Source organism: Burkholderia lata (genome assembly GCF_902499335.1).
In the GTDB taxonomy this organism is placed as follows: Bacteria; Pseudomonadota; Gammaproteobacteria; order Burkholderiales; family Burkholderiaceae; genus Burkholderia; species Burkholderia lata_B.
In genome coordinates, this window is sequence record NZ_CABVQK010000003.1 from 265,000 (window position 1) to 277,957 (window position 12,958).

A 12,958-nucleotide genomic window follows, 5' to 3' on the forward strand; every position below is an offset into this window, starting at 1 on the left:
GAGGCGGCGGTTCAGCCCGCGGGCGCCGCGACGTCGGGACGGTGCCACGGCGGCAGTTCGGCCCAGCCGAGCGGCGCGTACACGGTGCCGCCGGCCGCCTCGATCCGCTCGACGAACGCACCGAGCGCGATCCCGCCCGGCACGACGAGCGTCGTGCCGTCGACGAAATCCTCGCTGCGCAGCCACGGCGCGGCCCCCTCGTTGATTTGCTCGACGCTGCAGGCATGCGCATGCAGCCCCGTCTCGGGCGTCAGCAGGCGCGGTGCGTCGAACGCGACCCGCAGCAGCTGAGCGCGCGAATCGCTGTAAGGCGGTTTCGCAAAGTCCTGATACGGAACGTCCGCCCAGCCTTGACCGCATTGCTCGTCAAGCGGCAGACAGGTGAACCACGCCCACGGGCGGCGAACGAAGCACAGCCGGTAGCCGGCCCGCGCGCCGTCCAGATTCGCGATCAACGTCATGATGGGCCTCGCCCTGAAAATCCTGTCATATCGGCACGCACCTCGCCTCGCGCGCGACGCGCGCCCGGGTTGCCGGGACGCGGCGCCGCCGTCGCACATGCAATCACTATCGTACTGCCGCCGGGCCCATGCGTTGACCGGCATCAACCCCGCGAAACGACGTGCCCCGTATGCCGCACGGCGGCCCGCCGCCATTCCTCCGTCGAATCGCCACCGTCGCGCTCACGCGCACGGACACGGACACGGCAATCCCTGACTTCCGTCAACCCGGTGGCGCGCGCACGCGATGTAATCGGAACACCGAACTCCTCAACTTCCGGCGAGGCAACCCATGAAACTGACTTTTCTCGGTGCGACCGAAACCGTGACCGGATCGAAGTATCTGGTCGAGCACCGCAACCGGCGCGTCCTGGTCGATTGCGGCCTGTTCCAGGGCACGAAGAACCTGCGGCTGCGCAACTGGAGCCCGCTGCCGATCGCGCCCGACACCCTGGATGCGGTGGTCCTCACGCATGCGCATCTCGACCACACCGGCTACCTGCCGGTCCTGGCGCGCGACGGGTTTCGCGGCCCGGTGTACTGCACGCCGGCGACGGCCGAACTGTGCGACATCATGCTGCGCGACAGCGCGCGGCTGCAGGAGGAAGAAGCGGATTTCGCGAACCGGCACGGTTATTCGAAGCATCATCCGGCCCAGCCGCTCTACACGACCGGGGATGCGCAGCGCGCGCTGCATCTCATGAAACCCGCCGCATTCGACGAATGCGTCACGCTGGGCGAGGACCTGTCGTTCCGGCTGCTGCCCGCCGGTCACATCCTCGGCGCCGCCAGCGTCGTCATGCACTGGGATCACAAGGTACTGGCGTTCTCCGGCGATCTCGGCCGCTATCACGACCCGATCATGCAGCCGCCGACGGCGCCGGCCCATGCGGATTACCTGGTCGTCGAATCGACGTACGGCGACCGCCTGCATCCGGCATCGGACCCCGAGAGCGAGCTGGCCGCGCTGTTCGACACCACCTTCTCGCGCGGCGGCGTGGTCGTGATCCCGTGTTTCACCGTCGGCCGCGCGCAGGAGATCCTGCACTACATCGCGCGCCTGAAAGCGGCCGGCCGCATGGCGCGCGTGCCGGTGTTTCTCGACAGCCCGATGGCGACGGACGTGACGGAGATCTATCGCCACCACCTCCTCGAGCACCGGCTGACCTTGTCGGAAGCGAACGCGCTCGGCCACGCGGCGACGATGGTCCGCACGGTCGACCAGTCGAAGGCGATCGCCGGGCACCAGGGGCCGATGGTCATCATTGCGGGAAGCGGCATGGCGACGGGCGGTCGCGTGCTGCATCATCTGAGCCGCTATGCGCCCGACGCACGCAACACGATCGCGCTGGTGGGTTACCAGGCCGCGGGCACGCGCGGCGCGGCGCTGGCCGCGCACGAGCCGACGGTGAAGATTCACGGGGAGTACGTGCGCGTGCGGGCGCGGGTCGAGTCGATCGCGGCGCTGTCCGCGCATGCCGACTACGCGGAAATCCTGCAGTGGCTCGGCACGATGCAGCGCGCGCCGTTCCGGACCTTCGTCACGCACGGCGAGCCGGCGGCGGCCGATGCCTTGCGGCGGCGCATCGCCGAGACCCTGCACTGGCCGTGCGAGGTGCCGACCTACGGGCAGACGGTCGATCTCGACGAAGTCGTACGCGACGACGCACGCGGACAGGCGGCGCTTTCATCCTGACGGCAACGCGCGGCGCACGAACGCCGCGCGTCCCGTCATCCGTCGCGGCGGGCACCCGCCCCTCGCCACGATGCGCGCTGCAATCACGCCGCTTCGATGATGATCCTTCAGCGCATGCGTGTTTGCGGCGCGGCCGAACGTGTCGTTGTCACGCTCGACGTCGTCGAGCGAGAACGTGGCCGGCACACGGATGACGGACGCATTCAGCGCATGTGCATGCCGCCGTTGACGTCGAATTCCGCGCCGGTCGCGAACGCGCCCGCATCCGAGCACAGCCACGCGACGAGCGCGGCGATCTCGTCGGGGTTGCCGAGGCGCCCCACCGGAATCTGCGGCAGGATTTTCGTGTCGAGCACGTCCTTCGGCACCGAGTCGAGCATCGCGGTCGCGAGGTAGCCGGGCGACACCGTGTTGACCGTCACGCCGTGCCGCGCGAGTTCGAGCGCGAGCGCCTTCGTGAAACCGTGAATGCCCGCCTTGGCGGCCGCATAGTTGGCCTGCCCGTACGCGCCTCTCGAGCCGTTCACCGAGCCGATGTTGACGATGCGGCCGAAACCGGCTTCGATCATGCCGGGCACGAACGGCTTCGTCATGTTGAACATGCTGTCGAGATTGGTGCGCAGCACCGCGTCCCACATGCTCTTGGTCATCTTCACGAAGCTGGCGTCGCGCGTGATGCCGGCGTTGTTGACGAGCACGTCGACACGCCCGAATTGCGCGAGCACGCGCGCCGCGCACTGCTGGCACGCGTCGTAGTCGGCGACGTCGACTTCGAAGCCGTGGAAGGTGCGCCCGGCTTCCCGTTCGTGCACCAGCCAGGTCGCGATATGGTCGTTGCGCTCCGTGTGCGACACGGCGACCGTCATGCCCGCCGCATGCAGGCGACGGCTGATCGCGGCGCCCAGGCCGCCCATGCCGCCCGTCACGAATGCGACCCGATCAGCGCACATGATCGTGCTCCCGCGTCGCATTCGCGCCGTCGCGCCGCTCGGCGGCAAGCGCCAACGCGCCGTTCGCGCCGGCCGTTTCCGTCATATTCGGTGTCGTCAAAGCGTCGGTGGTCATGGTCTTCCCTCTGTCGATTCGGTCGAAGGGTGTCTGCACCCGTCTCGCGCCGCCTGCCCGATACCGGCCGCGACCGTGTCACTCTGCGGCTGTGCGGCACGGCGGCCGTTGATCTGGGTCAAGCGCGCGGGAAGCCTGCTTCGTAGACTGAATTGCACTGGCGGATACACCGTCGATGGAGCGATCCCGATGAGCTACAAGAGCATGGTCGTGCATCTCGATACGAGCGTTGGCGCGCATTCGCGCCTCGAGTTCGCATTGCGTCTCGCGCGGCGCTTCAAGGCGCACTTGACCGGGCTGTTCGCGATCTACACGCCGGAGCCGACTTCGTTCTACGTGATGGCCGGCTCCGCCGATTACTTTCGCGAACATCGCGAACGGCGCGACGAACGTCTCGCCGCGCTCGAACGCCTGTTTCACGCCGAAACGGCGCGGGCCGGGGTGTCGTCGGCCTGGATTCGCGCCGATGCGCGCGCCAACGTCGCGGTGCCGCGTCTCGCGCGCCTTGCGGATCTCGTGATCGCGGGCCAGAGCGACCCGAACGATCCCGAAACCTATATCGACGACCAGTTTCCGGAAACGCTCGTGCTGTCGGCGGGGCGTCCGGTGCTGTTCGTGCCGTACGCCGGGGAATTCCCGTCGGTCGGCGAACGCGCGCTGGTGGCCTGGGACGGCAGCCGCGAGGCCACGCGCGCCGCGCACGATGCGCTTCCGTTCCTCGAACACGCGAAACGCACGACGGTCGTCGCGGTGGTCGATGGCGATTCCGAAGCCGCGACCACCCGCATTCCGGCCGCGGATGCCGCGCTGATGCTTGCGCGCCACGCGCCGGACGTCAACGTGCTCGACATCGATAACGGCCCCGGCGCGTCCATCGGCGACACGCTGCTGTCACGCGCGTATGAAAGCGGCACCGATCTGCTCGTGATGGGCGCATACGGCCATCCGCGCTGGCACGAGCTGCTGATGGGCGGCGCCACGCGCACGGTGCTGGCGTCGATGACGATGCCGGTACTGATGTCGCACTGAGCACGCCGGCCGCTGCACGAAGGCGAAGCGCTCGACACCGGATGCGATGCGCCTGCCGCGACGCGACGGCGCCGCTTGATCCAGATCAGCGCGATCGGCGCGCGCGGGCCGATGATCAAATCATTGATACGCGTTCAAAGGGGACCGCCATGTATTCGAACATTCTGGTCGCGCTCGACGGCAGCGAAACGTCTTCCCGCGCGCTCGATACCGCGTTGACGCTGGCGTCGGAATCGGGTGCGCGGCTCACGCCCGTCTACGTGGTCGATTTCCTGGTGCCGGCCTACGACATGTACGGCTACGACCCGTCGATCCTGATCGACGCGTTCCGCGAGGAAGGGCTGCGCGTCACCGAAGACGCGGCGAAGCGCATGCAGGCGCGCGGCGTCGCCGGCACGCCGCAGATCGCCAATGTCGAACCGGTCGGCGAAGACGTCGCGCAGCGGATCGTGCTCGTTGCGAAGGAAACCGGCGCCGACCTGATCGTGATGGGCACCCACGGCCGGCGCGGCTTCCGCCGCCTCGTCCTGGGCAGCGTCGCCGAGCGCGTGTTGCGGCAGGCCGCGTGCCCCGTGCTGATGATTCCGGCGAGTGGCTCGCCAGTGCCCGCCGCGGCGCCCGCCGCCGCGTCGACCGAAAAGGAGCCGTCATGAGCTACAAGACCCTGCTCGTCCATCTCGACGACAGCGATCGTTGCGCGACGCGCGTCGAACTGGCGCTCGATCTCGCGGGACGCTGGAACGCTCACCTGATCGGCCTCTACGTGGTTTGCCAGGCTATCTTCGAACCGTTGCGGCGGCCCGACGAGCCGCTCACGCTTGCGGCGTACGAGCGCCTGTGCGAACAGCGGCGCAAGGACGCGGAGGAGAAATTTCTCGAAGCCGCCGAGCGCGCGGGGCGCAGCGTCGAATGGCGGGCGCCCGCCGGCGCCGCGACCGACACGGCGATCCTGCATGCGCGTCATGCCGACCTGCTCGTGCTCGGCCAGGAAGATCCCGACGATCGCCTGACGCACGTCGCGCGCCATTTCATCGAGGACGTCGTGATGGGCAGCGGCCGGCCGGCGCTCGTCGTGCCGTACGCGGGCGACGTGCGCCCCCTCGGCGAGAACGTGCTGATCGCCTGGGACGGCGGGCGCGAAGCCGCGCGCGCGATGGCCGACGCGCTGCCGCTGCTCGCGCGGGCGCGTTTCGTGAACGTCGAGACGGTCGGCCACGGGCATCCCGATCCGGACAAGACGCCGATCGGCGTGGACGTCGCCGCGTACCTGGAGCGCCACGGCATCCGCGCATCGTTCTCGACAACAACGCGCGCGAGCACGGTCGGCGTCGGCGCGACGCTGCTGAACCGGGCCACCGACCTTCACGCCGACCTGATCGTGATGGGCCTGTACAGCCATACTCGGACGCACGAGCGCGTACTCGGCGGCGCGACGCGCACGATCCTTGAAACCATGACGGTGCCGGTGCTGCTGTCGCACTGAGCGCGAACGGAAACGGGGCAGCCTCATTCGGCCGCCCCGCCCTGGTGGATCACCACGCGCCCGGCGCGTCGCGGACCAGCAGCACGGGCCGGTCCGCGGTGCGTAGCAGCGACTCGGCGACGCTGCCGAGCAACGCCCTGCGAACCCCGTGCCGGCCGTGCGTCCCCATCACGATCAGGTCGGCATTGCATTCGGCGGCCGCGCGCGCCAGCACCGACGACACGTTCTCGCCGCGTGCGTCGATCGTTCGCGCGGTGCCGCGCACCCCGCACAGCCGGAACGCGATCTCGGCATCGGCGACCGCCGTCGCCGCCCGGTCCGTCCCCACGCCGCTCGGGTCGATCCGCTCGACATAACCGCCGTCGATACCCGTCAGCTGCAGCAGATCCGACACGACGCACACCGCGACGACGAGGCCGCCCGACGCGCGGGCGATTGCAATCGCCTCGTCGAGCGCAAGCCGCGCGGCGCGCGTGTCGTCGAGCGCGGCGAAGATCCGTTCATACATGGCGTCTCCCGGTTGATCCATCCCGTTCCGGCCGGATCGGGAATTTCAGTCTGAGCGCGCCGCGGCCCGGCCCGTTGACGCCGATCAAGCGAGCCTCGCGACGGACATGGCGGCCCCATGCATCCGTCTCGAGTGCGACAAGATGCCGCGCGCTTGTAGGAATTGCCCTACAGCCCTTCCTCGTCACCTACTGAATCTTCAATCTCCGCTGATTTCATTCTCGCGTCCGGCTCTCCATACTTCCGATCAAGAAAAACGAACACGCGTGCCTTCCGGAGCAGCCCGGCGGCGCAGTCCTGCGTCGACTGCATCCGTCGTCCCGCCGATCCGGTACGGCGCGTCCTTGATGAAGGCGGCGAGGTTTCAAGCCGCCGTACCGCGGCCAGCGCGACCGTGCCAACGCGATTCGCTGCCCTCCCCCAACGAACCGGAGCAGATCATGCAGAGCCATGCCGAAGTGTCGATGCCCCCGTTGTCGCGCCCCTTTATTCCGCTGCACTCCGTCGAGCGGTCGGACCAGCCGAAGCGCGCGTCGTCCCGCTGCTCGTCGTGCGCACTGCGCGCCGTTTGCCTGCCCCAGGCGCTGACACCCGACGATTTCGCGCGGGTCGACGCGATGATCTGCACGACGCGTCACATCAAGCGCGGCGACACCCTGTATCGGGCCGGCGATACATTCAACAGCATCTACGCGGTGAGAACCGGATCGTTCAAGACCGTCGTCATGCATCGCGACGGCGACGCGCAGGTGACCGGCTTCCAGATCGCCGGCGAATCGCTCGGGCTGGACGGCGTGCATACCGGACGTCACAACGGCGATGCGATCGCGCTCGAAGACAGCACCGTCTGCATCATTCCGTTCGGCCAGCTCGAGCAGATGTGCCGCGAGGTGCAGTCGATGCAGCACCACGTCTACCAGATGATGAGCGGCGAGATCGTCCGCGAGTCCGCGTTGATGCTGCTGCTCGGCACGATGAGCGCGGAACAGCGCGTGGCCGCGTTCCTGCTGAATCTCTCGACGCGTTTCAAGGCACGTGGCTACTCGGCCGCGGAATTCGTGCTGCGGATGACCCGCGACGAGATCGGCGAGTATCTGGGCATGAAACTCGAGACGGTCAGCCGCATGCTGTCGAAGTTCCAGCAGAAAGGGCTCGTCGCGGCGCAGGGCAAGCAGATCCGCATCGTCGATTCGGAAGGGCTCGCGCGCCTCTGACGCCGCGGATTGCCCGGCACGGGCGTCGCGCGGTTCAGCCGCGCATGTCGAGTACGGCGGCGCCCGATACATGGCCCATGCGCAGGTCCGAGAGCGCGCGATTCGCGTCGGTCAGCGCATAGCGCGTGGCTTCGACCCGCAGCGGCATCGCGTCGGCGATCCGCATGAACGCGACGGCATCCGCGCGCGTCAGATTGGCCACCGATGCGATGCGGCGCTCGCCCCACAGCCACGCATACGGGAAAGCCGGAATGTCGCTCATGTGAATGCCGCCACACACGACGATCCCGCCTTTGTCGACCGCCCGGAGCGCCACCGGTACCAGCGCGCCGAGCGGCGCGAAAATCAGCGCGGCGTCGAGCGGCTCGGGCGGCGCTTCGTCGCTGCCGCCTGCCCATGCCGCCCCCAGCGACAGCGCAAGCTGCTGTGCAACGGTATCGCCGGGTTTGGTCAGCGCGAACACCTTGCGTCCTTCATGGTGTGCGATCTGCGCGACGAGATGCGCTGCCGCGCCGAACCCGTAGATCCCGATTCGCCGTGCGTCGCCGGCCATGCGCAACGTACGGTAGCCGATCAGGCCGGCGCAAAGCAGCGGCGCGGCGTCCTGATCCGAGTAGCGCCGCGGCAGATGCACGCAATAACGGTGGTCCGCGACGGTGCGCTCGGCATAACCGCCGTCGATCGTATAACCGGTGAATCCGGGGCTGTCGCACAGATTTTCCCGTCCGGCGGCGCAATACGCGCAATGCCCGCACGTCTGGCCGAGCCATGGCACGCCAACCCGGTCGCCGACCGCGAAACCCGTCACGCCCGTACCCGGCGACAGCACCGTCCCGACGATTTCATGCCCCGGAATCAGCGGCAGCTTCGGATGCACGAGCTCGCCGTCGATCACGTGGAGGTCGGTGCGGCATACGCCGCAGGCATGCACGTCGATCAGCAACTGGCCTGCCGCGGGCACGGGGGCCGGCACGTGCGCTTCGCGCAAATCCGGTGTCGTGCCGTCGAACATCATCGCAAGCATGTGGACCTCCCCCGCGCGATCGCCTCGCGCGCTTCGCTTGTTCCAAGCCTAGGCGCGCGAAACCGAGTCCGTACGACTCGGTAACGCGGGCTTGACGTGGGTCAACGGCCGCCGGCCGGTTGCTGACAGGATGAAATGGCGTTCCGCCGCTGGCCGGCTCCCTGGAGGTTGTCGAATGAGATCCGTTACTCCCCTTGCCGCAATCCCCCGTCTCGACGATCGACTGCGGTCGCTGCTCGGCTACGCGGTGCTGGCGCCATCAAGCCACAATTCCCAGCCGTGGCGGTTCATCGTCGACGGGACGACGATCGCGGTATGCGCGGACCGGGTTCGCGCGTTACCGGTGGTCGATCCATTCGATCGCGAACTGATCATCAGTTGCGGCGCGGCGCTGCTCAACCTCCGCGTCGCGCTCGATCATGCCGGGATCGCGCATACGATCAGCACGTTCCCGTCCGACATCGATCCCGACATCCTGGCACTCGTGCGCGTGTGCGACGACGGCTACACCGATGCGGAGCTCGGTACGCTGTTCGCCGCGATCCCCGAGCGCGTCACGACGCGCGCCCCGTTCGAATCCGAACCCGTTCCGGACGCGCTGCAGCGCGAGCTGATCGCGGCGGGCGCAGCGGAAGGCGCGGACGTGGCCTGTGCGGACTCGATCGCACGGCGCGCCCGGGTGGCCGAGGTCATCGCCGAAGCGGACCGCCAGCAGTTTGCCGACCCGCGGTTTCGGCGCGAACTGGCGAGCTGGATCGACCCGCGCCGGCACGTCGACGGCATGCCCGCGTTCGCGGCCGGCGTGCCGGCGCTGCTGGATTTCGCCGCGCCGATCGTGACGACCGCGGTGCGCACGTTCGATCTCGGCAACGGCCTGGCCGCGCTGCATCACCAGCTCGTCGGCGCGTCGCCGCTGATCGTTTGCATCTCGACGGTCAGCGACGATCGCGACGCCTGGCTCGCCGCCGGGCAAGCGCTCGAGCGCATGCTGCTCGTCGCGACGCGTGCGGGCTACACGGCGTCGTACCTGAACCAGCCGATCGAGGCGGCCGGACTGCGTGCGCACCTGTGCCAATTGCTCGCGCTGCGCGGGCATCCGCAACTGCTGCTGCGCATCGGGCGCGGCCCGCACGTGCCGCATTCGCCGCGCCGGCCGCTCGACGAAGTGATTGCCTGATCGCGCCCGGTGCCGGCTTTCGTTCCGACGCGGAAAACGAGGAAAAAACCATGAACGTCACGCGCCCACTCGCTGCCGGCGTGCTCTCCGCGCTGGCCGGCATCGCAGCCGCCCAGACGGCGGTGCCGGAACCCACCGAGCTCGTCAACGCACAGCACTGCATGTTTTGTCACACCTCCGACATGCCGTTCCTCGCGCCATCGTTCCACCAGATCGCGGAACGCTACCGGGGCGTGCCGCACGCCGACGAGCAGCTCGAAACCAAGCTGCGTGTCGGCGGCCGCGCGCATTGGGGCGATACGCCGATGCCGTCCGCCGCCGAGCGCGGCGGTCCGCTCTCGCGTGACGACGCGCATCAACTGGTGCAATGGGTCATGAGCCAGTAACCGAGCCTCGTTACCCGCCCTCCATCATGAGCGCAGTCAAACGGACCGCTTTCAGGGCCCCGCAACGTCGCGTGCGAACCGCGCGCCCCCTTGCGCGGCGGCCGCGGCGCCGGGCCGATACCACGCACCGCATATGGGCCGATGAAGACACGACGCTCCTGAAGCGCCCCGGCATGCGCGGCCTCCGGCTGCAATTCGACTACTGGAAGGCCGAGGAGCGCCTGCAACAGGAACGCATCGGTCACGCCATCGTGGTTTACGGCAGCACGCGCATGGTCGCGCCCGCGGAAGCCCATGCGCTGCTGGGCGAAGCGAGCCGCGCGCTGGCGGAGCGGCCGCACGACGCGCGCCGGCGTCGCGCCGTCGCGGCCGCGAGCCGTCTCGTCAAATACAGCGTCTACTATCGTGTCGCGCGCGAATTCGGGCGCATCGTCGGCCGTGCCGACCGGCGCACCCGCACGGCACGCCTCGCCGTGATCACCGGCGGCGGCCCGGGAATCATGGAGGCCGCCAATCGAGGCGCATACGAAAGCGGCGCGCCGAGCATCGGCTTGAACATCGAGCTTCCGAGGGAACAGGCGCCCAACCCCTACCTCACGCCGGCCCTGTGCTTTCGATTTCACTATTTCGCGATCCGCAAGCTGCACCTGCTCGAACGCGCGAAAGCAGCGGTGTTCTTCCCGGGCGGGTACGGCACCTTCGACGAGTTGTTCGAGGTGTTGACGCTCCTGCAAACCCGGAAGATCGCGCCGCTTCCCGTGATACTCGTCGGCGAAGCTTACTGGCGCCGCGCCGTCGATTTCGCGTTTCTCGCCGATGACGGGATGATCGATCGCAGCGATCTCGACTTGTTCGTCTATTGCGAATCCGCGCTGGACATCTGGCATGCCATCGGCGGCTGGTATGCACAGCGGCGATCGCCGCCGCGACGCTCGACCTCACGGGCGAACCGCCCGATGCGGGAATGAGCCGAATTCATTGGGCCTTCATTGGGCCGTTTCCTGCGCGCGGCTCGAGGCCGCCCGATTGAACTCAGAGCGTGAAGGTGTCGGATTTCCTCATCTCGATCCACGTCATCCCGGCTCGCAATCCTTCGACGGCGGCCTCGCGCTCGGTGACGTGGGTCCTGCTATGCGCGAACGTGTGCTCGCATACGCCATCCGGCGACTTGAGCGTCACATGAATCCGGCAACGATAGCCCCCTGTTTCGTTGGGGATCGTCTCGATCGCCACCGACCAGTCCGCTTCGTGAAGCTCGCCTGAAAGCGTCATCTCGTGCCCCTTCGCTCATTCCCCTCACACCGGCAGCCCGCCGCGCCGCCCCGGTTCAGTCGACGACCAGATTGTCGACCACCGCCCGCACGCCTTTCGACGACCAGGCGGCGCCGCGCACCGCCTCGCGTTCGGCTGCCGATCCGATCTTGCCCGACAGCGTCACGGTGCCGTCGTGCACGTCGACCTCGAGATGCATCGCCTCTCGCTCCGCGTGACGCATGATCGCGCGCTTGATGCTCTCGCCGATGTCGGCCGCGGCGACCGAGCCCTGCACGTGGATGTGGTCCGTCACGCCCGTCACGCTGCGCATCTGCGAGATCGCGCGCACCGCGAGATGGCTCTGGTGCACCCAGTCGACCTTCCCGGACAACGTGATCCAGCCGCGCTCGACCTGCACCCTGATCGCATCGTCATGCAGGCCGACGGTCCAGTGAAGCACTGAACGCACCGCGTTCGCGATGTCCTCGTCGGTCCGGACGTCGTCGTCCGGCAAATGCACGGTCATGTCGATCACGATCGCCTTGACGCCGGCGACACGGTTCGCCGCTCGCTCGATCGCGAGTTTCTCCGCATAGCTCGGCGGATGGCCCGACAACGTCACGATGCGGTTCGCCACTTCGACGCCGATACGCGTCGCGTCGATAGTCGGGTCGGATTCCAGTTCGTCCTGAACGTCCTGCTTCAATTGCTTGTCGCTTTTCATCGCCTGCTCCCCAGTGAGCCGCGGCATTCGCCTTCGCCGCACGTCACCAGATTTGCACAGGCGCGCGGCGGGAACGCTGATGCAGGTCAATGGTGCCGGCGGCGCCGCAACGTGTTGCCAGCCGACGCGCCGCTTGACAAAGGTCAAGCGGGCGCCGCCCCTTCGTTCTATCGTGAGATCGCCGCGACGCGAGATGCCGAGCAGTCGCACACATGCTTGAAGGAGACCCAGATGACCGAACAGCAACTGTTGGCCTATTCGCCGGCGGCGCCCGCGCACCCCGTTGCGCCGCAGGGCGAGTCGCCCGCCGTCATCGATTTGCCCCGCCCCGATCTCGACGGCGGCGTTCCGTTGATGACGGCGCTCGCGGCAAGAATGAGCTGCCGCGAATTCGCCGCGGCGCCGCTCTCGCCGGAAACGCTCGGCGCCATGCTGTGGGCGGCGGACGGAATCAACCGGCCGGCGAACGGCGGCCGCACGGCGCCATCCGCCCATGCCTTCAACGAGATCGACATTTACGTCGCGCTGCCGGGCGGCGTATATCGCTACGACGCGCCCGCGCACCGACTCGTGCTGAAGCATGCGGTCGACGCGCGCAACCTGACGGGTTACCAGGATTTTGTCGGCCGCGCGCCGCTCGATCTCGTCTACGTCGTGCGAATCGCCGCGCTCCTGGCGATGCCGCCGCAGCAGCGCGACGTGTTCTCGGCGATCGCGGCTGGTGCGATTGCACAGAACGTTTCGCTGTATTGCGCGTCCGCCGGGTTGGGGACGGTCGTGCGCGGCTGGATCAACCATCGGGCGCTCGCCGACGCATTGCGTCTGAACGAGGACGAGTTACCGATCGTTGCGCAGACCGTCGGCTTCCGTGCGTGAGGCTCGTCGTCGGCGGCCTGATC

16 protein-coding genes are annotated in these 12,958 nt (G+C 68.1%); 9 read left to right on the forward strand and 7 right to left on the reverse strand.

The window, feature by feature from the left end; all coding sequences use genetic code 11:
- Positions 1–11: 11 nt before the first annotated feature.
- Positions 12–461 carry a hypothetical protein gene (locus tag BCO18175_RS08875; RefSeq protein WP_174980284.1) on the reverse strand — a complete coding sequence of 150 codons (450 nt, stop codon included), beginning with the start codon at positions 459–461 and terminating at the stop codon, positions 12–14.
- Positions 462–792: 331 nt separating this feature from the next.
- Here BCO18175_RS08875 and BCO18175_RS08880 point away from each other — a divergent pair, with 331 nt between their 5' ends.
- Positions 793–2,196, forward strand: a complete 1,404-nt coding sequence (locus tag BCO18175_RS08880; protein ID WP_174980285.1) for an MBL fold metallo-hydrolase RNA specificity domain-containing protein — start codon at positions 793–795, stop codon at positions 2,194–2,196.
- 203 nt (positions 2,197–2,399) lie between these two features.
- Here BCO18175_RS08880 and BCO18175_RS08885 read toward each other — a convergent pair whose 3' ends face one another.
- Together BCO18175_RS08885 and BCO18175_RS08890 are read right to left on the reverse strand one after the other, a co-directional pair.
- Positions 2,400–3,146: a beta-ketoacyl-ACP reductase gene (locus tag BCO18175_RS08885; RefSeq protein WP_098553596.1), complete on the reverse strand. Its 747-nt coding sequence runs from the start codon at positions 3,144–3,146 to the stop codon at positions 2,400–2,402.
- A complete protein-coding gene (locus BCO18175_RS08890) occupies positions 3,136–3,300 on the reverse strand; it encodes a hypothetical protein (protein ID WP_174980286.1) in 165 nt (54 codons plus the stop codon). The genes BCO18175_RS08885 and BCO18175_RS08890 overlap by 11 nt, the downstream gene beginning before the upstream one ends.
- Positions 3,301–3,450: 150 nt before the next feature.
- Here BCO18175_RS08890 and BCO18175_RS08895 point away from each other — a divergent pair, with 150 nt between their 5' ends.
- The 3 genes from BCO18175_RS08895 to BCO18175_RS08905 all read left to right on the forward strand — a co-directional run bounded on the left by BCO18175_RS08895 (position 3,451) and on the right by BCO18175_RS08905 (position 5,773).
- Positions 3,451–4,290, forward strand: a complete 840-nt coding sequence (locus BCO18175_RS08895) for a universal stress protein (protein ID WP_174980287.1) — start codon at positions 3,451–3,453, stop codon at positions 4,288–4,290.
- 149 nt (positions 4,291–4,439) lie between these two features.
- Positions 4,440–4,943 carry a universal stress protein gene (locus BCO18175_RS08900; protein WP_174980288.1) on the forward strand — a complete coding sequence of 168 codons (504 nt, stop codon included), beginning with the start codon at positions 4,440–4,442 and terminating at the stop codon, positions 4,941–4,943.
- Positions 4,940–5,773 carry a universal stress protein gene (locus tag BCO18175_RS08905; RefSeq protein WP_174980289.1) on the forward strand — a complete coding sequence of 278 codons (834 nt, stop codon included), beginning with the start codon at positions 4,940–4,942 and terminating at the stop codon, positions 5,771–5,773. Before BCO18175_RS08900 ends, BCO18175_RS08905 begins: the two co-directional genes overlap by 4 nt.
- Positions 5,774–5,822: 49 nt before the next feature.
- Here the strand turns inward: BCO18175_RS08905 and BCO18175_RS08910 are convergent, their stop codons facing one another.
- On the reverse strand, positions 5,823–6,281 hold the full coding sequence (locus BCO18175_RS08910) for a universal stress protein (protein WP_174980290.1): 459 nt from the start codon (positions 6,279–6,281) through the stop codon (positions 5,823–5,825).
- A gap of 439 nt (positions 6,282–6,720) precedes the next feature.
- Here BCO18175_RS08910 and fnr point away from each other — a divergent pair, with 439 nt between their 5' ends.
- A complete protein-coding gene (fnr, locus tag BCO18175_RS08915; RefSeq protein ID WP_098553591.1) occupies positions 6,721–7,494 on the forward strand; it encodes a fumarate/nitrate reduction transcriptional regulator Fnr in 774 nt (257 codons plus the stop codon).
- A gap of 34 nt (positions 7,495–7,528) precedes the next feature.
- On the opposite strand, the gene BCO18175_RS08920 is transcribed toward fnr, so the two are convergent.
- Entirely contained in the window at positions 7,529–8,518 is a 990-nt protein-coding gene (locus BCO18175_RS08920) for a zinc-dependent alcohol dehydrogenase family protein (RefSeq protein WP_174980291.1), read from the reverse strand.
- A gap of 175 nt (positions 8,519–8,693) precedes the next feature.
- Here BCO18175_RS08920 and BCO18175_RS08925 point away from each other — a divergent pair, with 175 nt between their 5' ends.
- The 3 genes from BCO18175_RS08925 to BCO18175_RS08935 are packed head-to-tail and all read left to right on the forward strand — an operon-like array spanning position 8,694 to position 11,049.
- A complete protein-coding gene (locus BCO18175_RS08925) occupies positions 8,694–9,695 on the forward strand; it encodes an Acg family FMN-binding oxidoreductase (protein WP_174949891.1) in 1,002 nt (333 codons plus the stop codon).
- A 50-nt stretch (positions 9,696–9,745) separates the two neighbouring features.
- Positions 9,746–10,081, forward strand: a complete 336-nt coding sequence (locus BCO18175_RS08930; protein ID WP_174980292.1) for a c-type cytochrome — start codon at positions 9,746–9,748, stop codon at positions 10,079–10,081.
- A 26-nt stretch (positions 10,082–10,107) separates the two neighbouring features.
- Complete coding sequence (locus BCO18175_RS08935; protein ID WP_254608005.1) at positions 10,108–11,049, forward strand: LOG family protein; 942 nt, start codon at positions 10,108–10,110, stop codon at positions 11,047–11,049.
- 64 nt (positions 11,050–11,113) lie between these two features.
- On the opposite strand, the gene BCO18175_RS08940 is transcribed toward BCO18175_RS08935, so the two are convergent.
- The gene (locus tag BCO18175_RS08940) at positions 11,114–11,353 is read right to left on the reverse strand and encodes a hypothetical protein (RefSeq protein WP_174949894.1); all 240 of its coding nucleotides are present in this window, start codon (positions 11,351–11,353) and stop codon (positions 11,114–11,116) included.
- Positions 11,354–11,408: 55 nt separating this feature from the next.
- Positions 11,409–12,059: a BON domain-containing protein gene (locus tag BCO18175_RS08945; RefSeq protein WP_174980294.1), complete on the reverse strand. Its 651-nt coding sequence runs from the start codon at positions 12,057–12,059 to the stop codon at positions 11,409–11,411.
- A 231-nt stretch (positions 12,060–12,290) separates the two neighbouring features.
- On the opposite strand from BCO18175_RS08945, the gene BCO18175_RS08950 reads away from it, so the two are divergent.
- The gene (locus tag BCO18175_RS08950; RefSeq protein WP_174980562.1) at positions 12,291–12,935 is read left to right on the forward strand and encodes a nitroreductase family protein; all 645 of its coding nucleotides are present in this window, start codon (positions 12,291–12,293) and stop codon (positions 12,933–12,935) included.
- Positions 12,936–12,958 lie beyond the last annotated feature (23 nt).